17 protein-coding genes and 1 pseudogene are annotated in these 21,663 nt (G+C 70.5%); 10 read left to right on the plus strand and 8 right to left on the minus strand.

The window, feature by feature from the left end; translation table 11 throughout:
- A pseudogene (locus AC1DU4_RS19955) lies at nt 1–849 on the plus strand (MMPL family transporter); the annotation flags it as partial.
- A gap of 75 nt (nt 850–924) precedes the next feature.
- On the opposite strand, the gene AC1DU4_RS19960 reads toward AC1DU4_RS19955, so the two are convergent.
- Both AC1DU4_RS19960 and AC1DU4_RS19965 read right to left on the minus strand, forming a co-directional pair.
- Nucleotides 925–1,599, minus strand: a complete 675-nt coding sequence (locus AC1DU4_RS19960) for a DUF1707 SHOCT-like domain-containing protein (protein WP_477842779.1) — start codon at nt 1,597–1,599, stop codon at nt 925–927.
- 44 nt (nt 1,600–1,643) lie between these two features.
- Nucleotides 1,644–2,804: an AI-2E family transporter gene (locus AC1DU4_RS19965; RefSeq protein WP_477842737.1), complete on the minus strand. Its 1,161-nt coding sequence runs from the start codon at nt 2,802–2,804 to the stop codon at nt 1,644–1,646.
- A 236-nt stretch (nt 2,805–3,040) separates the two neighbouring features.
- On the opposite strand from AC1DU4_RS19965, the gene AC1DU4_RS19970 reads away from it, so the two are divergent.
- Both AC1DU4_RS19970 and AC1DU4_RS19975 read left to right on the plus strand, forming a co-directional pair.
- Nucleotides 3,041–4,495, plus strand: coding sequence for an adenylate/guanylate cyclase domain-containing protein (locus AC1DU4_RS19970; RefSeq protein WP_477842781.1), 1,455 nt, complete (start codon nt 3,041–3,043; stop codon nt 4,493–4,495).
- 54 nt (nt 4,496–4,549) lie between these two features.
- On the plus strand, nt 4,550–5,731 hold the full coding sequence (locus tag AC1DU4_RS19975; RefSeq protein ID WP_477842739.1) for a lysylphosphatidylglycerol synthase transmembrane domain-containing protein: 1,182 nt from the start codon (nt 4,550–4,552) through the stop codon (nt 5,729–5,731).
- Nucleotides 5,732–5,788: 57 nt separating this feature from the next.
- On the opposite strand, the gene AC1DU4_RS19980 is transcribed toward AC1DU4_RS19975, so the two are convergent.
- Nucleotides 5,789–6,508, minus strand: a complete 720-nt coding sequence (locus tag AC1DU4_RS19980) for a FadR/GntR family transcriptional regulator (protein ID WP_477842741.1) — start codon at nt 6,506–6,508, stop codon at nt 5,789–5,791.
- A gap of 194 nt (nt 6,509–6,702) precedes the next feature.
- Here AC1DU4_RS19980 and AC1DU4_RS19985 point away from each other — a divergent pair, with 194 nt between their 5' ends.
- Nucleotides 6,703–8,379 (plus strand): 2-isopropylmalate synthase, encoded by a 1,677-nt coding sequence (locus AC1DU4_RS19985; RefSeq protein ID WP_477842783.1) that lies wholly within the window; start codon nt 6,703–6,705, stop codon nt 8,377–8,379.
- A 67-nt stretch (nt 8,380–8,446) separates the two neighbouring features.
- Here the strand turns inward: AC1DU4_RS19985 and AC1DU4_RS19990 are convergent, their stop codons facing one another.
- Nucleotides 8,447–9,064: a hypothetical protein gene (locus AC1DU4_RS19990; RefSeq protein ID WP_477842743.1), complete on the minus strand. Its 618-nt coding sequence runs from the start codon at nt 9,062–9,064 to the stop codon at nt 8,447–8,449.
- 291 nt (nt 9,065–9,355) lie between these two features.
- Here AC1DU4_RS19990 and AC1DU4_RS19995 point away from each other — a divergent pair, with 291 nt between their 5' ends.
- On the plus strand, nt 9,356–9,907 hold the full coding sequence (locus tag AC1DU4_RS19995; RefSeq protein WP_477842745.1) for a YceI family protein: 552 nt from the start codon (nt 9,356–9,358) through the stop codon (nt 9,905–9,907).
- A 73-nt stretch (nt 9,908–9,980) separates the two neighbouring features.
- On the opposite strand, the gene AC1DU4_RS20000 is transcribed toward AC1DU4_RS19995, so the two are convergent.
- Nucleotides 9,981–11,525, minus strand: coding sequence for an FAD-binding protein (locus AC1DU4_RS20000; protein ID WP_477842785.1), 1,545 nt, complete (start codon nt 11,523–11,525; stop codon nt 9,981–9,983).
- Nucleotides 11,526–11,656: 131 nt separating this feature from the next.
- Between AC1DU4_RS20000 and AC1DU4_RS20005 the strand changes: the two genes are divergently transcribed.
- The 3 genes from AC1DU4_RS20005 (at nt 11,657) to AC1DU4_RS20015 (ending at nt 13,862) form a co-directional block, all read left to right on the plus strand.
- The gene (locus tag AC1DU4_RS20005; protein WP_477842746.1) at nt 11,657–12,031 is read left to right on the plus strand and encodes a DUF3054 domain-containing protein; all 375 of its coding nucleotides are present in this window, start codon (nt 11,657–11,659) and stop codon (nt 12,029–12,031) included.
- 82 nt (nt 12,032–12,113) lie between these two features.
- A complete protein-coding gene (locus tag AC1DU4_RS20010) occupies nt 12,114–13,583 on the plus strand; it encodes a peptide MFS transporter (RefSeq protein ID WP_477842748.1) in 1,470 nt (489 codons plus the stop codon).
- Nucleotides 13,584–13,685: 102 nt separating this feature from the next.
- Nucleotides 13,686–13,862, plus strand: coding sequence for a hypothetical protein (locus AC1DU4_RS20015; RefSeq protein ID WP_169888157.1), 177 nt, complete (start codon nt 13,686–13,688; stop codon nt 13,860–13,862).
- Nucleotides 13,863–13,962: 100 nt separating this feature from the next.
- Here the strand turns inward: AC1DU4_RS20015 and AC1DU4_RS20020 are convergent, their stop codons facing one another.
- The 3 genes from AC1DU4_RS20020 to AC1DU4_RS20030 all read right to left on the minus strand — a co-directional run bounded on the left by AC1DU4_RS20020 (nt 13,963) and on the right by AC1DU4_RS20030 (nt 19,114).
- Nucleotides 13,963–15,264: a trypsin-like serine peptidase gene (locus AC1DU4_RS20020; protein ID WP_477842751.1), complete on the minus strand. Its 1,302-nt coding sequence runs from the start codon at nt 15,262–15,264 to the stop codon at nt 13,963–13,965.
- Between the two features lie 435 nt (nt 15,265–15,699).
- Nucleotides 15,700–16,920, minus strand: coding sequence for a trypsin-like serine peptidase (locus AC1DU4_RS20025; protein WP_477842753.1), 1,221 nt, complete (start codon nt 16,918–16,920; stop codon nt 15,700–15,702).
- Nucleotides 16,921–17,251: 331 nt separating this feature from the next.
- A complete protein-coding gene (locus tag AC1DU4_RS20030) occupies nt 17,252–19,114 on the minus strand; it encodes a penicillin-binding transpeptidase domain-containing protein (RefSeq protein ID WP_477842755.1) in 1,863 nt (620 codons plus the stop codon).
- A 144-nt stretch (nt 19,115–19,258) separates the two neighbouring features.
- Here AC1DU4_RS20030 and AC1DU4_RS20035 point away from each other — a divergent pair, with 144 nt between their 5' ends.
- Both AC1DU4_RS20035 and AC1DU4_RS20040 read left to right on the plus strand, forming a co-directional pair.
- Nucleotides 19,259–19,804 carry a hypothetical protein gene (locus AC1DU4_RS20035; protein ID WP_477842757.1) on the plus strand — a complete coding sequence of 182 codons (546 nt, stop codon included), beginning with the start codon at nt 19,259–19,261 and terminating at the stop codon, nt 19,802–19,804.
- Nucleotides 19,805–20,071: 267 nt separating this feature from the next.
- Nucleotides 20,072–21,661 carry an ABC-F family ATP-binding cassette domain-containing protein gene (locus AC1DU4_RS20040; protein ID WP_477842759.1) on the plus strand — a complete coding sequence of 530 codons (1,590 nt, stop codon included), beginning with the start codon at nt 20,072–20,074 and terminating at the stop codon, nt 21,659–21,661.
- Nucleotides 21,662–21,663 lie beyond the last annotated feature (2 nt).

The raw sequence follows: 21,663 nt of genomic DNA on the forward strand, positions 1-21,663 counted from the left end.
ACCGGCGCGTTCGCGTTCTCCGAACTGGTGATGATGAAGTACATCGCGTACGGCATGATCGCGGCGCTGATCATCGACGCCACCCTGATCCGCATGTTCCTGGTCCCGGCGACCATGAAGCTGCTCGGCGACGACTGCTGGTGGGCGCCCGCGTGGATGAAGCGCTTCCAGGAGAAACTGGGCCTCGGCGAGCCGATCCTCGACGAGGCGCGGATGCCCGACAACGTGCCTGAGATCGAGGCGGTCGGGGTGCCACTGCCCCTGCCCGAGGGCGTCCGCGCATCGGGCCAGCCGTTGACCCGGGACGCGGTCGAACGCGTGCTGCCGGAGCGCACGGCCGCCGCACGCCGGATCGCGGAGACCGTAGAACCGCTGTTCGGCGAGCCGTTGACCGAGCCGATCCCGATGGTGACGCCCCCGGCGCCGCGCCCGGCCCCGCCTGCGCCCCCCGTCCGGCAGGAGGCTCGGCCGACGCCCCCGGCGCCGCGCCCGGCACCCGCGGAACGGCCGATCGAGAGCTGGCTGTCGGACCTCCGGGTACCCGCCCCGGCCCAGTCCCAGGGTCCGGCCGCGCACCCGACGCAGCAGCACGGCATGGCACAGTCGCAGTCCGCCCCGGCCCAGCCGGCGCCGACCCAGCCGGCGCCGGTCCAGTCCGTGCCCGCGCATCAGCGGTCGCAGCGCCGGGCCCTTCGTCCCGTCGAGCCCGTGGCCGATCGGAACGGGAGCACCCCGAACGGTGCCCACGGCCCCGCCGAGGACCAGAGCAACGCCGGCAAGCACCGGCACACCGAGGGCGCGCCGACCGTCAGCGTCAGTGAACTGCTGGCCCGGCAGAAGCGCGACTGACCCGAGCGCCCCGCGACCGATGTGTCGGCCCGGTCCCCCGGGCCGACACGTCCGTGCCGACGCGGCCGCGAGCGGTCAGCGCAGCATCCGCCGGAAGGTCGTCCCGAACGGGTGCTTCGCCGTGATCGACCCGAATCGCACCCGGCCTCGCACCACCAGGTGCAGCGGTCCCATCGGCGGACCGGTCCGCACCTTGTTGGTTGCGCTGCCGCCGACGGTCTCGACGCCGTTGAGGTCGACGGTGGCCTCCGGCGGCACGATCAGCGAGATGGTGCTGCAGTAGTCGTCCACGATCAGCTCGACCACCTGGGTCTGCATCACGGCCTCGCTGAAGTCGAGGGTCACGGTCGACATCCGGCTGTCCACGTGCAGCGTCGGCGGCACCTGCCAGCGCCCCTTGCGCGCCACCGTCGACATCCGGCCGCGCACCACCTGTCCCGACTGCGGTCCCGGCGGCTGCAGGTAGCCGGGCTGCGCATACCCGGGCTGCGGGTGTCCGGGCGCCGGGTACGCGGGCTGCGCGGCGGCCGTCGGCGGCGCGACCGRCTGCCCGTGCTCGCCGACCAACTGCACGCCGGGCAGGTCGTAGAGCACCACGTTCAGTTCGCCCCTGGTCTTCGCGGCCAGCGCCGTGTCCATCCGCTCGGTGAACTCGCCGAGCGAGAGCAAACCCTGCCCGACCGCCCGTTGCAGCATCTCACCGACATGTTCGCGTTCCGCGTCCGRGACTCTGAGGTCTCGCGCGGCCACCGGTTCCCTCGCCTCCATGCGTTCCAGGATAGAGGCGCTCACCACTACTTCGGCTCGTCCGGGGTGGCGGGGAACAGCGGGACCTGAGGGTCGTCGATCTCCACCTCGCCGAGGACCGCCTCGGGGTCCGGGGCCAGCAGCGACCGGATCGCGGTGTTCAGCACCGCGACAATGGGGACGGCGAGCAGGCCGCCGACGATCCCGGCCAGCACGATGCCGGCGGTGATCGCCAGCACCACTGCCAGCGGGTGCAGACGGACCGCCCGACCGAGCAGCAACGGCTGCAGCACGTGACCCTCGAGCTGCATGATCCCGATGATGATGCCGAGCACGATCAGCGCCGTGACCAGGCCCTTGGTCACCAGCGCGACGAACACCGCGACGAACCCCGTGAGGAAGGCGCCGACGATCGGGATGAAGGCGCCGATGAACACCAGCGAGGCCAGCGGCAGCGCCAGCGGGACGCCGAGGATCGCCAGACCGGCGCCGATCCCGACCGCATCGGCCGCCGCGACGACGACGGTGGCCCGCACGTATCCGACCAGCGACGCGAATCCCTGGCTGCCCGCGAGTCGGACCCGCGGGCGGGAGCCGGTGGGGACGATTCGGGTGACGAACTCCCAGACCTGCTCGCCGCCGTAGAGGAAGAAGATCAGGGTGAACAGGGTGAGCAATGCGCCGGTGAAGATCTCGCCGATCACGGTCGCGGTGGTGAGCGCGCCACTGGTCAGTGCCTCACGGTTGTCCTGGATGGCCGTGACCACCGAGTCCCCGGCCTGGCGAATCTGGTCCTCGGAGAAGTGGAAGGGCCCGGCGGTCAGCCAGTCCTGGATCTGCGTGACCGACTGCGTGAACTGGTCGGTGAGCTGGGGCAGGCCCTCGACGAACTGCTGGACGACGAACGCCAGGATCCCCGCGACAACTCCGATGCCCGCGACCAGGACCACCACGACTGCGGCGGAGCGTGGGACTCCACGGCTCTGCATCCAGTCCACCAGTGGCACCAGCAACGCAGACGCCAGCAGCGCCAGACCCACCGGGATCAGGACCGTCTCGAGTTTCGAGACGATGTAGCCCAGCGTCACCAGGGCCGCGAACAGCACCAACAGCCGCCACGCCCACTCGGCACCGACCCGCACCAGCGGGTGCACCGACGACGCGTCGGCACCCCGGTCCGGGGTCGGAGTCGGCTCGTCCGCCGTCATCCGGGCGAGCCTATCCGGGTACGGACGGGTTCGCCCGGTACTCGCCGCGCGCCGGCGCGCTCCCACGGATGGGGCGAGCTGCCGGGACCGGATTCGCGTGGGCCCGCCACGCCCGGAAGGCCGCTGGCAGCACGCGGATCACACGGTGTCGGTGCCACCCCGTTAAATTGGTCGTTGTGCTGGCATCTTCCTATCGAGCGGTCGCGCTGACAATGCGCAGTCGTTGGCCGCTCTACATGGGTTCGATGATCCTGGCGAACTTCATCGGCGCGGTGCTGGTGCTGGCATTCATCCGGTACGGGCTGCCGATCACCGAGTCCGACGCGATCGTCGCGGACCGCGTCCGCAACGGCGTCATCTTCGGCGTCTACCTGATCGCGGCCGGCGCCGTCAGCCTGGGCGCCGCCGCGATGATGCTGCGTTCGGTGATCCGCTGGCAGCTGCGCGGCGGCCCGCCGACCCGCAGCGAGCAGATGGCCGCGCTGCACGCCCCGCTCCGGCAGGCGATCGTGCACCTGGTGCTGTGGGTGGTCGGCGGCATCCTGTTCGTCGCGCTGACCCTCGCGGACATGCCCTCGCTCGCGATCGCGGTCGTGGTGACGGTGTGCATGGCCGCGACCACCACCTTCGGCTTCACCTACATGCTGGGCGAGCGCATTCTGCGGCCGGTGGCGGCGCGGGCGCTGAGCGAGGGCCGCTTCGACCGGACCCTGGCTCCGGGCGTCGGCACCCGGATGGCGATGACCTGGGGGCTGGGCACCCTGATGCCCGTCATCGGGATCGTGCTGTTGTGTGCGACCCAGCTGAGCACCGACCTGCAGTTCACGACGGACTCGCTGGCGGTGGCGATCCTGCTGCTGTGCGGGATGGCGATCACCGTCGCGTTCGTGCTGTCCATGCTCACCGCCAGCCAGATCTCGGACCCGATCCGGCAGCTGCGGAAGGCCATCGAACGCGTCCAGCGCGGCGCCACCGACGTGCAGGTCGAGGTGTTCGACGGCAGCGAGATCGGCCGGCTGCAGGTGGGCTTCAACCGGATGATGGAGGACGCCGCCGAGCGGCAGGTGCTGCGGGAACTGTTCGGTCAGCACGTCGGCGAGGACGTGGCCCGCCGGGCGTTGCAGTTCGGCACCGAACTCGGCGGCGAGACGCGGTTCGTGGCGGTGCTGTTCGTGGACATGGTCGGCTCGACGGGGGCCGCCGCCGAACGCCCGCCGGGCGAAGTCGTCAACATGCTCAACGAGTTCTTCCGCGTGGTGGTCTCGGTGATCGACGAGCACAACGGGTTCGTCAACAAGTTCATGGGCGACGCGGCCCTGGCGATCTTCGGCGCCCCCCTGGACCGGCCCGACGCCCCGACCGCGGCACTGTCGGCGGCCCGGGAGCTGCGGTTCGCGCTCGACGAGATCACCGGCCTGGACATCGGCATCGGCGTCTCGGCCGGCCTGGCGGTGGCCGGGAACATCGGCGCCGCCGAGCGCTTCGAGTACACCGTGATCGGCGACCCGGTGAACGAGGCGTCCCGGCTCACCGAGCTGGCCAAGCTGCACCCGAGCCGGGTACTGGCCTCCACCAGCGCGTTGTACTTCGCCGACGAGGAGGAACAGTCCGAGTGGGAGCTCGGCGACCAGGTGCTGCTGCGGGGCCGCACCCGGGTCACCGACCTGGCCTCGCCGGTGCGATATCCGTGACATCACGGCGCGCAGGGTTCGGGCAATCTGGGCCCGGTTGGCTAGTCTGACGTAGTGGTAGCGCCGCAGCCCGACCCTCGTGGGGGCGTCCCCCGCAAGCAAGAGGTGCCCGCGCCCGAACGTTCCGGCGGCCGGTTCCGGTGGCTCAAGTGGGTGGCCGGCCTGGCACTGGTCGCACTGCTCGTCGGCGAGGGCGTCTACCTGTGGCCGCGTCTGCACGAGTCCTGGGAGGCGCTCTCCGAGATCCACTGGGGCTGGCTGGCCGCGTGTGTCCTCGCCCAGGCCGTGTCGCTGAGCGGCTACGGCCGGGTGCAGAAGCAGTTGCTCCACGCCGGTGGCGTGCGGGTACGCCAACTCGACTCGGTGTCCGTCGTCTACGCGTCCACCGCGATGGCGGTGACCCTGCCCGCCGGCCAGGTCTTCTCCACGGCCTTCACCTACCGGGAGACCCGGCGCTGGGGTGCGAGCCCTGTGGTCGCATCGTGGCAACTGGCGATCTCCGGCGTGATCGCGGCGGCCGGCCTGGCACTGCTCGGCGTCGGCGGCGCCATGCTGGTCGGAGGATCGGTCAGCCCGTTCACCCTCGCCTTCTCGGTGGCGGGGCTGATCGCGTTTATCTACGCGGTCCGCTACGTCAGCGCACACCCGAACTCCATCGAGGCCGCCGCCCGCTGGGTGCTGGTCCGCGTCAACGCCATGCGCCACAAGCCGTCCGACACCGGGATGCACGCGGTCCGGGAGACGCTCGACCAGCTCGAGTCGGTGCGACTCGGACGCAAGGACGGGGCACTGGCGCTCGGCTGGTCGGCCGTACACCGGCTCGGCGACGTCGCGTGCCTGGCCTTCGCCTGCTACGCGATCGGCGCGGACCCGCTCCCGGCGGGACTGCTGATCGCGTTCGCCGCGGGCAAGGCGGTGGCCACCATCCCCCTGGCGCCGGGCGGGCTGGTGTTCGTCGATGCCACCCTGATCGCGACGCTGACCACCGCGGCGAGCATCAGCGCCTCGCAGGCCGTCGCCGCCGCGTTCGTCTACCGGGGCGTGAGCTTCATCCTGGTGGCGCTGGTCGGCTGGATCGTCTTCCTGGTCCTGTTCCGGGTGCACCAGCACGAGGACCTGCACTTCGACGTCGAACTCGAGCGCAACGAGCAGAAGGCGATGCACGAGCGTGACCGCGAGGCCGACCCGCTCAACCCGCTGACCGACCCGACCCCCAAGCGCGCCGACCCCGCCTGACGCCCGCACCCGGCTCGCTCCCCAATGTCACATTGGGTGCCCCAGGGTTCCCCGATGTCACATTGGGGAACCGTTAGGCAGCGCCCCTCGCCCCTCGTGCAGCGCGCCGAGCATCGCGTCGAGGTGCGCCCGGCTGATCCGCACGGCCGCCTCGGCGTCGCCCGCCGCTACCGCCTCCACGAGCAGCTGGTGGTCGTCCGCATCCGGCGCCGGATCTCGGCGGCGCAGGTCCAGCAGCTCGACCATCTCGACCATCGCCTCCGTGAGCCGCGGCACGAAGGTTTCGAACAGCTCGGTCAGCACCGGGTTGTGAGCGGCGACCACCACCGCCCGGTGCACCTCGATGTCGGCCGCCACGAACTCCGCGTCGCCCTTGCCGGATGCCGCGGCGCGCCGGTCGAGGGCACGGCGCATCAATCTCACGTCCGCGTCGGTGGCGCGCTGGGCGGCGAGCCGCGCCGCCTCGACCTCGAGGGCGTTGCGGACCTCGACGACCGCGGCAATGGCCTCCCCACGCAGCACGCTCGTCCAGCCGTCGCCGAGGGGTTCGGTGCGCTCGACGAAGACACCGACGCCCTGGCGGGAACGCAGCAAGCCCTGACCGGCGAGCATCCGCAGCGCCTCCCGGACGGTGGACCTGCCGACGCCCAGTTCGACCGCGAGAGTGGTCTCCCCCGGCAGCCTCGCCCCGACGTCCCACTCCCCCGCGCCCAGCCGGGACAGGAGCAGGTCGGCGGCCTGATCGGCCAGCAGGTTGCGCCGTAGTGGCGACGCCAATTTCTCTCCTCAGGTTGTCAGACAAGTCGATCTCGCCTAGCGTACCGCTCGTGGCCACTCGGGTTCTCCTCCTCGGCAGCCGCGGCGGGGCCTGACCGGACCGGCTCCCCGCCGCGGGGTTCCGCCGTGCCGGTCGACCGACCGCCCACCGCAGGAGCTTCCCCGTGAACTGGAATCGCCAGACCCCGTCCGCCATGCCCTCGCACCGCTACCGCCCGTACACCGACCGGGTCCCGGTACCGCTGACCGAACGAACCTGGCCGTCGACCCGCACCACCACCGCCCCGTTGTGGGTGCCGGTGGACCTGCGCGACGGCAACCAGGCGCTCGCCGAACCGATGGACCCGGCCCGCAAACGCAAACTCTTCGAGCAGCTGGTTGCCATGGGCTACAAGGAGATCGAGGTCGGCTACCCGTCGGCCAGCCAGACCGACTTCGACTTCGTGCGCGAATTGGTCACTGCGGACCTCGTTCCGGACGACGTCACGGTCGTGGTGTTCACCGCCGCCCGCGCCGACCTGATCGAGCGCACCTACGAGTCGGTGCGCGGGCTGCCGGACGTGGTGGTGCACATGTACACCGCGACCGCCCCGACCTGGCGTCAGGTGGTGCTCGGCCACAACCGGGACCGGTTGCACCGCTTGATCTTCGAGGCCGCACAGGATGTCGCCCGCGGCGGCGACCACCGGCCGGGCGTCCGCTACGAGTTCTCCCCCGAGGTGTTCAACCTGACCGAGCCGGACTTCGTGCTGGAGGTGTGCGACAGCCTCACCGAGCTGTGGGACGCCAGCGAGGACCGGCCGGTGATCCACAACCTGCCTGCGACGGTGGAGGTTTCGACACCGAACGTCTACGCCGACCAGATCGAGTACATGYACCGGAACCTGGCCCGACGTGAGTCGGTGATCCTGTCGGTGCACCCGCACAACGACCGCGGCACCGGCGTCGCGTGTGCGGAACTGGCGGTGCTGGCCGGCGCGCAGCGAGTGGAGGGCTGCCTGTTCGGCAACGGCGAGCGAACCGGCAACGTGGACCTGGTGACGCTCGCACTGAACCTGCACTCACAGGGCGTGGACCCGATGATCGACTTCTCCGACATCGACGAGGTGCGCCGAACCGTGGAGTACTGCAACAGGATTGCCGTGCACGAGCGACACCCGTACGGCGGCGACCTGGTCTACACGGCGTTCTCCGGGACCCATCAGGACGCCATCAAGAAGGGGTTCGCCCACCACCACGCCAGCGCCGCGGCGGCCGGCGTCGAGCCGGGGCAGGCGCCCTGGGACGTGCCGTACCTGCCCATCGACCCCCGCGACGTGGGCCGCGACTACGAGGCGGTGATCCGGGTCAACAGCCAGTCCGGCAAGGGCGGCATCGCATACCTGCTGCAGACMGGGTACGGGCTGGACCTGCCCCGGCCGCTGCAGATCGACTTTGCCCGACGCGTGCAGCGGTCCACCGACGACAGCGGGGCCGAGGTGACCGCGGAGCAGTTGTGGGACTGGCTGCTGAGCGAGTACGGCCACCGCGGCGAGCTCGCGGGCTGGTCGGTCGAGCACCGTGACGCTGGCGCCCACCTGCAGGTCCGCGCCAGCGTCGACGAGCTCGCGGTCGACGGCGCGGCCGACGGCACCGGCCCCGCCGAGGCACTGAGCCGGATCCTGACCGAGCACGGACGCCCCGTGGAGGTGCTCTCGCTCGTGCAGCAGCCGACGGGCACGGGCGGCGACCGGCGAGTGATCACCTACGCGCGGTGCAGCAGCGGCGGGACCGCGCGTTGGGGCATCGGGCTCGACCAGTCCGTGACGGCCTCCGCGTTGCGCGCCGTGCTGGCCGCCGCCACCCGGACGGAGGCTACTCAGCCGGCGTGACGATACGGTGCCGGTCGAAACACCCTTCACCCAAGCGCGTTTCGGCCGGCACCGCGTGGAGTTGCGGTCAGCTGAGGCTGGAGGACAGCATGCTGCTGYCGGCGCCGCTGGTCAGCAGGTCCGCGACGATGCTGCTGCCACCGTCCATCTCGAGGGTGGAGCTGCCCAGGTCCAAGGCCTGACCGAGGCTGCCGACGCCGCCCGGGGAGAAGACGACCTGGTAGCTGTACGACAGGACCGCGTTCTGCTCTGCACCGTCGACGCACGCTCCGACGACGGCGTAAGCGCCCGGTGTGATCGGCTTGAGCAGACCGGGGTTGAACCCGTTCTCATCGGTCGCGGTGGTGCTCTCCGACTTCGGCGACGCGTCGGACGTCGGATTCCCGATGTAGTGGACCGTGTTCATGAGTTCGCCGAAGCCGGGCCACTGATCCATCGGTGTCGCGGCGAGGGGCAGCGCATCGGTCGCCTTGAGGACGATCGGCACGCACATGACACCCTGACCAGCACTGGTCTGAGTGAGCGTCATCTCGATGACATCGCCGTCGGCGTTCGCCGAGATCTCCGGCGCCGGCACCTCGCCGGCCGGGGCCGCGGACGCGATACCCGGCAGCGCGAGGGCCAGGGCGCCGGTGAGTGCCGCGGCGGCGCCGGCACAACGGGCGATGGTCGCCTTCTTCGACAAAGGTTTTCTCCTTGCTTCCATGAAGGGGCGCCGATCACCGCCACACCGCCCCAGATCGAGTGCAGCAGAGGCGAATACGCGACAGCCCCAAGGGGCGGACAAACCAGACAAAGCGGCGAAGCAAGGCGAACCTACCACGGGAACTTACTGAGCAGTAAGAACACTCCCGAGGAATCTCCGTGCCGAGAATCGGTGACGCAGATCACATCCGGTTGCGGGAAGAAACCCGACGGTGGCACGGTTGAGACAACCAGTGCTTCAAGATTCAACTACTTACCCTCGGGAGTTCACATGACCACCGCCATCGCCCTGCCCACCCTCACCCCCGGCACCTGGGCCATCGACGCCAGTCACTCCACCGTCGGCTTCTCCGTGCGCCACCTGATGGTCAGCAAGGTCCGCGGCCGCTTCCAGGACTTCTCCGGCGCCATCACCGTCGCCGAGGACGGCACCCCCTCCGTCGAGGCGCAGATCCAGGTCGCGTCCATCACCACCGACAACGAGCAGCGCGACGGCCACCTCAAGACCGCCGACTTCTTCGACGCCGCGCAGTTCCCCACCGCGACCTTCAAGTCCACCTCGGTCACGGCCAAGGGCGAGGACTTCATCGTCACCGGCGACTTCACCCTGCGCGGCGTGACCCGGCCCGTGGACCTCAAGCTCGAGTTCAACGGCGTCAACCCCGGCATGGGCCACGGCCCGGTCGCCGGCTTCGAGGCCAGCACCGTGATCAACCGCAAGGACTTCGGCATCAGCATCGAGATGCCCCTCGAAGGCGGCGGCGCCGTGGTCGGCGACAAGATCACCCTCACCCTCGAGATCGAGGCCGGCCTCCAGGCCTGATCCCCACACGCAGAACGACGCCCTCCACCGCGCCCCATCTCCTGGGGTCGCGGTGGAGGGCGTTCTCGCGTCTCTAGCTGCCTGCAGCCATGTCGAGCACCGCGAGATGGCTGAACAGCATGCTGGTACCGATCGGGTTACCGCCGCCGGGATACACGGTGCCGCTCGGCGCGGCCATCGTGTTGCCCGCCGCGTACAGACCCGGGATCGGGTCGCCCGACTTGTCGAGCACCCGCGCCGCGGTGTCCGTGCGCAGCCCGCCCTTGGTGCCGAGATCGGAGATGCCGAACGCGGCCGCATGGAACGGCCCCTGGTCGATCGTGACCAGCGGCGGCTCGCCGCCCGAGAACGCCCGGTCGTACGCCTCGTCGCCACGGCCGAAGTCCTTGTCGACGCCCTTGGCCACGAACTCGTTGAACCGCGTGACGGTGGCGGCCAGGTTCTCTGCGGGGATGCCGATCTTCTCGGCGAGCTCCTCGAGGGTGTCCGCGGTGTGCCACAGGCCGGCCGCCTGATACTTCTCCGCCTCGACCATGGAGACGTTGGTGGCCTTGACCGGAGGAACCGCACCCTCCTTGTTGTCGTAGACCATCCAGTACGGCAGCGTGACCGTGCCGTCCTCGAGCTGCCGGATCACGTCGCGACCGAGGCGGTCGTACGGCGCGGACTCGTTGACGAACCGCTTGCCGTCCTGGTTGACGAAGATGCCGCCGGTGAACCACAGCGCGAACGCGGAGCGGCCGTCCGGGTGGGTCATGCCCGGCGACCACCAGGCCTCGCCCATCAGGTCGGTGTCGGCGCCAGCCGCGATGCCGGCCTCGTGTGCCTTGCCGAGGTTGGCCCACGGGCCCATCGTGTCGCGGGCCTCACCGGGCACCCCGAACTTCTGCCGCAGCTCGTCGTTGCCCTCGAAGCCGCCGGCCGCGAGCACGACACCCTTGCGGGCGCGGATCGCGACGCGCTCGCCGTCGCGCTCGACGATGGCGCCGACCACGGCCCCGTCCTCGACCACCAGCTCCACGAGCGTCGTGTTCAGGTTCAGGGTGGCGTTCGGGTACTTGGCGATCGCCTTGAGGAACCGGGCGATCAGCGCGCGGCCGCCGATGAAGTAGTCGTCGGGCGCGGGTGTGCCGAGCCGGTCGGTGTCGAGCGGTCCGCGCACCAGCTCACGCAGCTCGGGGGCCTCCGACACCGGCAGCACCGACGGCATGGTGTGCCGCTGACCGTCGAGGCGGGCCTTGGGGGCCTTGCCGAAGTAGTCGGGCCACGGCAGCATCTCGAACTTGAGGTTCTCGTCCTGCTCGAGGTACTCGATGAGCGGGGCGCCGCCGCGGACGTAGGCGTCCTGCAGCTCACGAGGGGTCCGATCGCCGACCACCGAGTGGTAGTACTCGAGCGCGTCGTCGATGGTGTCGTCGGTGCCCGCGCGCGTGAGCACCGGGTTGCACGGGAACCACACCCCGCCACCGCCCGAGTACGCGGTGGTACCGCCGAACTTGTCGGTGGCCTCCACCAGGACAACCGACAGCCCCTCGCGGGCCGCGGTGTAGGCGCCGGTGACGCCACCGCCGCCCGAGCCCACCACCAGGACGTCGCATTCCTCGTTCCACTGGGTCATGTTGCTCACAGCCTCCTGAAGTCTGAAGTTCTGATCGGAAGTATCGCGCCACACGCTAGGTACGGCCGGGGAATTTGCCGACAGGCCGTCCCGCGGAGAGGGACATCCGGTCCGGGCCTACGCTGGTCGTCGTGAAGAAGGTGCTGCCAGTCCTCGCCGTCGACGTCGTGCTCGTGATCGTGTTCTGCGCGATCGGCCGCCGCAGCCACGACGAGGCCGACGTCCTCGCCGGGCTCGCGTCGACGGCCTGGCCGTTCCTCGGCGGACTCGCGGTCGGGTGGCTCGCGACGTTCGGTCTGTACCGGAACAAGTTCGACCCCCGCCTGGTGGTGCCGACCGGGGTGCTGGTGTGGCTGTCGACGCTGGTGGTCGGGATGATGCTGCGCGTCGTCGGTGGCCAGGGCACCGCGTTCAGCTTCGTTCTGGTGGCCGGCACCGTGCTCGCGGTGTTCCTGATCGGCTGGCGTGCGATCTACGGCCGGGTGCGCGCCCGCACCTCCCGCTGACACCGCGCCACTGACACCGGGCCGCTGACACGCGCGGCGTTCGCGCCGGGCGTCCGGCGCTCCGGTGTGGGACGCTTTTCGGATGAGCGAAGTGTCTTCGCTACCCCGGGACCCCAAGTCCGACCGCGGATTCTTCGGTCAGCCGTTTGCGCTGGCCAACCTCTTCGGCGTCGAGATGTGGGAACGGTTCTCGTTCTACGGCATGCAGGGCATCCTGCTGTACTACCTCTACTACTCGGCCGCCGAGGGCGGGCTGGGCATCTCCGAGGCGGCCGCGGTCAGCATCGTCGGCGCGTACGGCGGCACCGTCTACCTCTCCACGATCCTCGGCGCCTGGGTGGCGGACCGGCTGCTCGGCTCCGAACGCACCCTGTTCTACAGCGCCGTGCTGGTGATGCTCGGCCACGTGGCCTTGGCGGCGATCCCGGGGCTGGTGGGGGTCGGCGTCGGACTCGTCGCGATCGCGGTGGGCAGCGGCGGCCTCAAGGCGAACGCGACGTCACTGGTCGGGGACCTCTACTCCGAGGGCGACGAGCGCCGCGACGCCGGGTTCTCGCTGTTCTACATGGGCATCAACCTGGGCGCCTTCGTGGGGCCGCTGCTCACCGGGTGGGCGCAGAAGAACTGGGGCTTCCACGCCGGCTTCCTGCTCGCCGCGATCGGCATGGCCGTCGGCCTGATCCAGTACACGATCGGGCGCAAGCGGCTGGCGGGCATCGGCGCGACGCCGTCGAACCCGCTGCCCACGGCCGAGCGGTTGCGGTACCTCGCGATCGCGGCGGCGGCGCTGGCGGTCCTCGCGGCCGCTGCGGGCGTCGGGCTGATCACCACCGAGAACCTCTCCGACGTGGTGGTCGGCGTGACTGTCGTCGCCTCGATCGGGTACTTCGTGGTCATCCTGTCGAGCCGGAAGATCACCAGCACCGAGCGCAGCCGGGTGCTCGCGTTCATCCCGATGTTCCTGGCCAGCGCCGCGTTCTGGTCACTGTTCCAGCAGCAGTTCACGGTGGTCGCGATCTACGCCGACAAGTACCTCGACCGCAACCTGTTCGGCTGGGAGTTCCCCGCGTCGTGGGTGCAGTCGATCAACCCCGTGTTCATCATCATCTTCGCGGGCGTGTTCGCCGCGATGTGGACCAAACTCGGGCCACGCCAGCCCTCGACGCCGCTGAAGTTCGCCGCGGGCACGACCATCATGGGCCTGGCGTTCCTGTCGTTCCTGCCGTTCTCCGGCGGCGGCGAGAACAGCGCGCCGCTGCTCGGACTGGTGTTCACGCTGCTGCTGTTCACGTTCGCGGAACTGTTCCTGTCCCCGGTCGGGCTGTCGCTGTCGACCAAGCTGGCCCCGCGGGCGTTCCACACCCAGATGGTCGCGCTGTTCTTCCTGTCGGTGGCGCTGGGTTCGTCGATGGCCGGCACCCTGGCGAAGTACTACGACGAATCCGACCAGGCGCCGTACTTCGCCTGGATCGGGGCGGCGTCGATCGGCGTCGGCCTCGTGATGGTGCTGCTCTCGCCGTGGATCAGCAAGATGATGCGCGGGGTGCACTGAGCGGCGCCCTTGTGTGGCACCTGGCCACGGGCGGACGATGGAAGGGAGCCACGACAGAACCGGCTCCTTCCGCTCGTTCGTCCTCTCCAAGGTGTGAGCATCATGTCCGCCAAGATCACGAAAACCCTCGCCGCCACCGCCATCGCCCTGACCGTCGGCGTCTTCGCCGCCCCCGTCGCCACCGCCAGCGAACTCCCGGTCGTCTCGCCCGCCGTCGGCTCGGTGTCCCTGTGCTTCAGCGTCCCGCTCGGGTCCGCCGCGCTCGTCTGGTGCATCTGAGCCGAGCCGGGCTCGTCAGCCGGAGCGGCGCGACCACCCTCAGCTACTGAAAACGGGCCTCGGGAACGGACCTGATCCGTACCCGAGGCCCGTCAACGTGTCAGTTCGGCATGACCTGGGCCTGGGCGAGGTCGTAGACGGCCTTCTCCTGGTCCACGAAATGGCTGGCAGACATGTGCGGTCGGGCGGAGTCTCCCCCGGTGAGGACGGTCTCCAAGACCGGGAGGCCGCCGTCGGCGTTGACGAAGTGGGAGGTGACACCGACCTGGATGCCGGTGCCGGTCGCCGGGTCGTACTGCTCGAACCAGGGTCCGCCGCTGGCGCCGGGGCTGATGGCCGCGGGCAGCACGTCGAGGTACTTGCTGGTGATGCCCGTCGTCTTGCCGGAGCTGATCTTGAGGGTACGGCCGTCGTAGGAGCGCTGGAGTGCGGACGGCACCCCGTGCTCGTTGGCCGCGCCCGTGCGGGTCGGGACACCGTTGACGAACGGGGGCGCGTACCAGCTCTTGATGTTGTCGGCGGGGTAGCCGAAGCCGGTCAGCACCTGGCCCTGGGGCAGGTTGAAGCCGACCTCCTGGCCGCCGGTGACCTGCTGGATCGGCCGGCTGTCGGTGGGGCTGTCGACCAGGAACGCGGCCATGTCGTGCATGGGTCCATCACCGAACTGGCTGGGGTCGACCCGCCATTCGCTGGTGATCCACTGACGGGTCACTCCCCACACGCCGTGGGGCGCGATGTCGGTGCCGGGCAGCGCCCCGCTCCCCTCCGGAGTGCCGAGGACGTAGCGGGCCAGAGCGGCACCGTTGAAGCCCGGGATGAAGACCGCCCTGTCGGTCGCCACGTTCTCCAACCCGGTGCCGAAGTCCCAGTTGGCGGAGTTCGACTCGAAGCAGTGGGCAGCGGTGAGCACGACGCTCTGGTTCGCGCTGTTGACCACGTTCGCCGAGCAGCTGGACCAGAAGTAGTCGGTGGTTCCCACCTTGCTGCGCTTGAGGAACAACTTCCCGGCGGTCTTGGTGATCAGGCCGGTTTCCGTGGAGGTGGCGCTGAGGGCGTCGCCTCCGGCGGTCGGCTCGACGATGGCGTCGCTGCCCTGGCCGTTGATCCCGCCTCCTGCCTCACTGATGTCGTCATCACTGAGACCGGCTATGGCGAGCCGGTCGACGGTCCAGTAGTTGACCGCATCCTGCAATTCCGCGGCGTAGCCGCTACCGGCGGCGACCATGGCCGGCCGCTCGTAGGGTGCCGTGGACTTCGTGCTGGCGGACCCGGTGCTTGCGGACCCGGAGGTGCCGAGCACGGGCGCCTCCGTGGACCCTGCGCTTGCGGGCGCGGAAGTGGCGAGCAGGGCCGCCGCGGTGGTCACCGCAACAGCCCAGCTGACGCCCGTCAATGTGCGCATTTTCCCCAAACCCCCAAAAGAACATGAATGATCTGGTGAAGATACGGCACTCGTGGTCATGCGGTCTCGGGTATCGGGAGATAGGTCGGGCCCGGTTCGCCGGTGCTGTCGTCGACGGCGGAGCGGATACCCAGATGCTGCGCATTGATAGCGGGGCCAGGCCGAACCGGAGGACACGGCCGCATACGGCGCAGCCGGGGAGGGCGTGCGGAACTTCCTCTCCGGCCAACTTCCGAAGCCGCAGCTGGGCTGGACCGGCACCAGTTCCGTGCGGCATTCGTCAGCTGAGGTCGCTCACTTCGACGACAACCACGCTGAGCCGAAACCCGGCCAACACCAACATGATCCGCTGGGGGTCGGCGGAATCGTCTTCACCGGCTACCGAAAACGGGCCTCGGGCACGGACCCGATCCGTACCCGAGGCCCGTCAACGTGTCAGTTCGGCGCGACCTGAGCCTGGGCGAGGTCGAAGACGGACTTCTCCTGAGCCATGAAGTGGGTGACCGAACCGTGCGGGCGGGCGGGATTCATGTTGGCGAAGAGGGTCTCCAAGACCGCCGTGCCGCCGTCGGCGTTGACGAAGTGGGAGAGGACGCCGACCTGGATGCCGGTGCCGGTGGCCGGGTCGTACTGCTCGAACCAGGGTCCGCCGCTGGCGCCGGGGCTGATGGCCATGGGCAGCACGTCGAGGTACTTGCCGGTGACGGCGGTCGACTGACCCGAGCTGACCTTGAGCGTACGGCCGTCGAAGGAGCGCTGGAGTGCGGCCGGCGTCCCGAACACGTTGGCCGCACCCGTGCGGGTCGGGACGCCGTTGACGTACGGGGTCTTGTACCAGCTGATGGCGTTGTCGGTCGGGTAGCCGAAGCCGGTCAGCGCCTTGCCCTGGGGCAGGTTGAAGCCGACCTGCTGGCCCCCTGTGACCTGCTGGATCGGCCGGCTGTCGGTGGGGCTGTCGACCAGGAACGCGGCCATGTCGTGCGCGGGGCCTTCACCGAAGAAGCTGGCGTCCTGCGCCCACAGGTTGGTGGTCCACTGACGGGTCACCCCCCACACGCCGTAGGGCGCGATGTCGGTGCCGGGCAGCGCCCCGCTCCCCTCCGGCGTGCCGAGGACGTAGCGGGCCAGACCGGCACCGTTGAAGCCCGGGATGAAGACCGCCCTGACAGCCGTGTTGTTCTCGATCCCGATGCCGAAGTCCCAGTTGGAGGAGTTCTGCCGGAAGCAGTGGGCGGCGCTGAGCACGACGCTCTGGTTCGCGCTGCTGACGACATTCGCCGAGCAGGTGGACAACCAGGTCTTTCCCGGCGCGTCGATCTTGAGGAACAGCTTCCCGGCGGTCTTGCGGATGAGGCCGGAATCCGTGGCGGTGGCACTGAGGGCGTCGCCTCCACCGGTCGGCTCGACGATGACGTCACTGCCCTGGCCGTCGATCGGCCAGCCGTTGTCGTCGTTGAGACCGGCAACGGCGAGCCGGTCGACGGTCCAGAAGTTGACCGCCGCCTGCAAATCCGCGGCGTACCCACTACCGGCGGCGACCATGGTCGGCCGCTCGTAGGGCGTCGTGTTCTCCGCGCTGGCCGGCGCGGCGGTGGCGAGTAGCGCCGCCGCGGTGGTCACCGCAACAGCCCAACTGACGCCTGTCAATGTGCGCATTCCCCAAACCCCCAAAGTACGTGAATGATTTGGTGAAGATACGGCACTCGGTGTCATACGGTCTCGGATATCGGGAGACAGGTCAGGCCCAGTTCGCCGGTGACGCAACGGTTGTCGACGACGGAGCGGATGCCCGGATGGTGCGCATGGATAGCCAGGTCAGGGCGAACCGAGGGGCGCGACCGCGGGCGGCTCGATCGGGAAGGTGCGCGGAACTGCCTCTCCCCGTCCAACTTCCAGATCCGCAGCGCGAACAGGAGACGACCGACGCGACTCCGGCGACAAACCCGACCGGCCCCGAAGGCGAGCGGCACCCGGTGCTGCCCGAGGGTCACCGCGGGAGCTGGGCCTGGATCGGCCGCAGGAACCGACCGGCCGCATCGACCGCGGGGGCCGAACTGTCCGCGCCGGCGACGAACACCGCGAACGCGACGTCCCCGTCGATGCCGACGAACCAGCCGTGCGCCGGCCCGTTGTCGACCTCGGCGGTGCCGGTCTTGCCGCGCAGGTCGGGCAGGTCCACGAGCTGGGTCGCGGTGCCGGCGGTGACGGTCTCGCGCATCATCGTCCGCAGTTCGTCGGTCACCTGGACCGGCGCCGCGGCGGGCGTGAGGTTCGCGGTACCGGGCTGGCCGACGACCAGCATCGGGGCGGGCGCGCTGCCCTTCGCGATGGACGCCGCGACCATCGCCATCCCGAACGGGGAGGCCGTGACCTGCCCCTGCCCGATCGCCGCCTCGACGCGCTGGGCCGGGGTGTCGGCGGCCGGGACACTGCCGGTGACGGTGGTCAGTCCGGGCGTCACGTAGTCCACCCCGAGACCGAACTGCAGGGCCGCGTCGTGCAGCGCGTTCGGCCCCATCGCGACCGCGAGCTGGCCCATGGTGGTGTTGCAGGAGCGGGCGAAGGCGGTGTGCAGCGGCACCGCGCCGAGGTCGAAGTTGTCGTCGTTGGGGATGGTGCGGCCCTCGATGTTCGCGCTGCCGGGGCAGGGCAGCACCGTGGCGGGAGTGACCGAACCCTGTTGCAGCGCTGCGGAGGTGGTGACCGTCTTGAAGGTGGAGCCCGGCGGGTAGAGGCCGGTCAGCGCGATCGGCCCCTGCGCGGTGGCCGGCGCGTTCTGCGCGACCGCGAGCACCGCCCCGGTGGACGGCCGGATCGCGACGATCGCGGCCTGCTGCGGCAGGGCGGCGAGCGCGTCCTGCGCGGCGGACTGGACCGCCGGGTCCAGGGTGCTGGCGATGTCGGGCGCACGGGTGCCCTCGACACCGGCGACCATGTCGGCGGAACCGTTGGCGCGCACCAGTTGTACCGCCCATCCGGTGGTGGCGTCCTGGCCCTCCTGCCAGAGCTGGCGCAGCCCGTCGAGGGCCGGTGAGGTGTCCGCCTTGTCGACGGTGAGCAGCCGGGTCTGCTCGACCAGTGTGACGCCGGGGACCGCGGCGAGGGCGCCGGCGATGGGTTCGAGGTCGGCGTCGCGCAGGGTGATGACGGTGGCCGTCTTGCCCTGCGCCGCAGCGAGATCCGCCTGCACGGAGGCGGCGGTGAGGGTCGGGGCCACCGGGGCGAGCAGGGGCGCCAGGGCGGCGGCGGTCACGGCGGGGTCCGGGGCCTGCGCGGTGTCGACGTTGACCAGGGTGACGGTCTGCTCGGCCATCAGCGGCCGGCCGGCGGCGTCGAGCACCGTCGGCGAGCCGCCGGAGAGGGTGGTGTAGCGCAGCGTCGAGTCGGCGGTCAGGCCCGGGGCGAGCAGCTGCGGGTCCCACGGGATGGCGCCGCCGTCGGCGACGCCGGCACCGCCGCCCGTGGTGGTGTACGTCCACTTCTCCGGCGCGGCGGGCGTGGCCGACGCGGCCGATGTCACTGACGCGGCGGCGGCGGGGGCGGGCGCGGGTGCGGTCTCCGGCTCGCCGAGGGTCCAGTCGGCGGCGAGGGTGAAGGTGCCCGCGTCGCTGTCGGTGGTGGCCACGGTGAACCGCACGTCCTGCGGGTCCAGTCCGTCGAACATCTGGGTGATCGCCGCCGCCGCCGCGGCCGGGTCGGAGGTGAGGTCGGCGGCGGCCTGCGCGTTGCGCTGGGTGAGCGCCTCCGCGAACTGCTGCGCCGCCTGCTCGGTGTCGGTCGGCCCGCTGCTGCAGCCCCCCAGCACCAGTGCGAACACACCCACCACGGCAATCCCCATCGATTTGCGCATGGCGTCGAGGGTAGGCGGCTGCGCCACCCGTGCACGGTTGCCGGGTCCCTGGACCCCTGAACCGCGCACGACATCCTGGCTGCACTCGATCACACGGCGTAGCGTTGTAATCAAGTAATCATTGCAACTGACGAGGTGAGAGCAATGAGGAATGCACCAGGACCCGGCGGGCGACGCTTCGGCTGGCAGCAGGGCGAGGCCCCCGACGCGAGCGACGCCGCCGAGTGGTTTGCCGGCCGGCTACCCGACGACTGGTTCACCGGACCGGCCACCGTGCAGGTCGACCGCGAGGAGATCGTGGTGACCGGCGAGCTGCCGGCCCCCGACGACGCCTCCCCCGCCGCGGCCGACGGTCGGATCTCCCGGTTCCGGGAGGCCACCCGCACGGAGCGGATGCGGATCGCCGACGAGGCCGAGGCCCGGTACGGACGCAAGGTGGCGTGGGGCGCGACGCTCGGCGAGCGGCAGGCGCTGTTCACCCACCTCGCGGTGCCGGTGATGACGCGGCTGCGCCAACCCGAACGGATCGTCCTCGACACGCTGGTCGACGCCGGGGTAGCCCGCTCGCGGGCCGACGCACTCAAGTGGACGGTCCGGCTCGCCGGCCAGCACAGCGAGCAGTGGCTCGCCGAACTGCGGGAGGCGATGGGCAAGGTGGAGGACCTGCGTGCCGAGGGCCCGCAGATCTGACGCAGGCCGCTCACTCGCCCCTGGCCGCAAGTTCCCCGATGTCACATCGGGCATCCCTACGGGCCCCAATGTGACATCGGGGAGGGCGCGGGCGTGGCGAGCCGCACAATTCGGTTGCCGACGCACGGAGCCGTCGGTACCGTGGCTGCCAGACCTGTTGTCGACGAATTGGAGAAGGGCCCTTGCTCCTTCAGCGGTAGTGACGCGCCATCGGCGTCGCGTGCTCGTGCACGCCCGACGTCGCCGCACCCACCCTGAGGAGCATTCATGCCACATCTCTCCCTGTCCGACCTCACCTTCACCTGGCCCGACGGCGACCCAGCCTTCGAGGGCCTCGACGCCGTATTCGGCCCCGGCCGAACGGGACTCGTCGGCCGCAACGGCGCGGGCAAGTCGACGCTGCTGCGGCTGATCGCCGGCGACCTCACCCCCGACCGCGGCTCGGTGACCGCGCACGGCCGGCTCGCCTATCTCCGCCAGGACCTCACCCTCGACCCGAATCGCACGGTCGACGGCGTCCTCGGCATCGACAACCAGCGAAAAGCGTTACACCGCATCGAATCCGGCGAGGGCACCGAGCAGGACTTCGCCGACGCCACGGGCCACTGGGACGTCGAGGAGCGAGCGGTCGCCACCCTGGACCGGCTCGGCCTCGCGCACGTCGCACCGACTCCGGATGCGTTGGGCCGCACCGTCGGCACCCTCTCCGGCGGCGAGACGATGCTGCTGGGCCTGACCGCCGCCCTGCTCGGCGACCCGGAGGTGCTGCTGCTCGACGAGCCCACCAACAACCTGGACCTGTCCGCCAAGGCCCGCCTGTACGCGGCCGTCGACCAGTTCCCCGGCATCGTCGTGGTGGTCAGTCACGACCGCGCCCTGCTCGACCGGATGGACACCATCGCCGAGCTGCGACGCGGCGAGCTGCGCATGTTCGGCGGCAACTTCGCCCACTACCGCGAAACCGTCGAGGCCGAGCAGGAGGCCGGCCGCGCCGCGGTCCGCGACGCCCGCGCCGACGTGCGCAGGCAGGGCCGCGAGCTGGTCGAGGCGCAGACCAAGATCGACCGGCGCCTGCGCTACGGCAAGCGGATGGTGGCAGAGAATCGGTACCCGAAGATCGTCGGAAACGAACGCAAGAGCCAGGCCCAGGCCTCCGCCGGCAAGCTGCGCGGCAACCACGCCGACAAGCTCGACGAGGCCCGCCGCACCCTCACCGAGGCGGAGGAACTGGTCCGCRACGACCGCGAGATCCGGATCGACCTGCCGGACAGCGTCGTTCACCCGGGCCAACAGGTGGTCGAGGTCGCCGACCTCACCCTCGCCTGCGGCCCCACGGTGTCGCTGGCGGTCACCGGCCCGGAACGGATCGCGCTGGTCGGCCGCAACGGCATCGGTAAGACCACCCTGCTCCGGGCCCTGGCGGACACGCCGCCGCGGGTGCCGTGGCGGGCGCTGCCGCAGCGGCTCGACGTCTTCGACGAGACCCGCACCCTCGCGCAGAACCTGGCCGATGCCGCGCCGCACGCCACCGCCGAGCAGATCCGGGGTCGGCTGGCCCGGTTCCTGTTCCGCGGCAACGACTCCGACGTGCTCACCTCGGCACTGTCCGGCGGGGAACGGCTGCGGGCGGCGCTGGCGATGATCCTGCTCGCGGAGCCGGCGCCGCGGCTGCTGATGCTCGACGAGCCCACCAACAACCTGGACCTGCCGAGCCTGCAGCACCTCACCGAGGCGTTGGCCCAGTTCCGCGGCGCGTTGATCGTCGCCAGCCACGACCTGCCGTTCCTGCGGGAGATCGGCGCGACCCGCTGGCTCGAGCTCACCGACGACGGGGTGCGGGAGGTGGATCCGCGGTGACC

This window comes from Rhodococcus sp. P4_F5, from assembly GCF_056401315.1.

Excerpts from the sequence above, each read along its gene's own strand:
- AC1DU4_RS20030 (WP_477842755.1), bottom strand. The coding sequence starts at position 19,114 with ATGCGCAAATCGATGGGGATTGCCGTGGTGGGTGTGTTCGCACTGGTG.
- AC1DU4_RS20015 (WP_169888157.1), top strand. The coding sequence starts at position 13,686 with ATGTCCGCCAAGATCACGAAAACCCTCGCCGCCACCGCCATCGCCCTG.
- AC1DU4_RS20020 (WP_477842751.1), bottom strand. The coding sequence starts at position 15,264 with ATGCGCACATTGACGGGCGTCAGCTGGGCTGTTGCGGTGACCACCGCG.
- AC1DU4_RS19995 (WP_477842745.1), top strand. The coding sequence starts at position 9,356 with ATGACCACCGCCATCGCCCTGCCCACCCTCACCCCCGGCACCTGGGCC.
- AC1DU4_RS20000 (WP_477842785.1), bottom strand. The coding sequence starts at position 11,525 with ATGACCCAGTGGAACGAGGAATGCGACGTCCTGGTGGTGGGCTCGGGC.
- AC1DU4_RS20035 (WP_477842757.1), top strand. The coding sequence starts at position 19,259 with ATGAGGAATGCACCAGGACCCGGCGGGCGACGCTTCGGCTGGCAGCAG.
- AC1DU4_RS20010 (WP_477842748.1), top strand. The coding sequence starts at position 12,114 with ATGAGCGAAGTGTCTTCGCTACCCCGGGACCCCAAGTCCGACCGCGGA.
- AC1DU4_RS19965 (WP_477842737.1), bottom strand. The coding sequence starts at position 2,804 with ATGACGGCGGACGAGCCGACTCCGACCCCGGACCGGGGTGCCGACGCG.
- AC1DU4_RS19970 (WP_477842781.1), top strand. The coding sequence starts at position 3,041 with ATGGGTTCGATGATCCTGGCGAACTTCATCGGCGCGGTGCTGGTGCTG.
- AC1DU4_RS20025 (WP_477842753.1), bottom strand. The coding sequence starts at position 16,920 with ATGCGCACATTGACAGGCGTCAGTTGGGCTGTTGCGGTGACCACCGCG.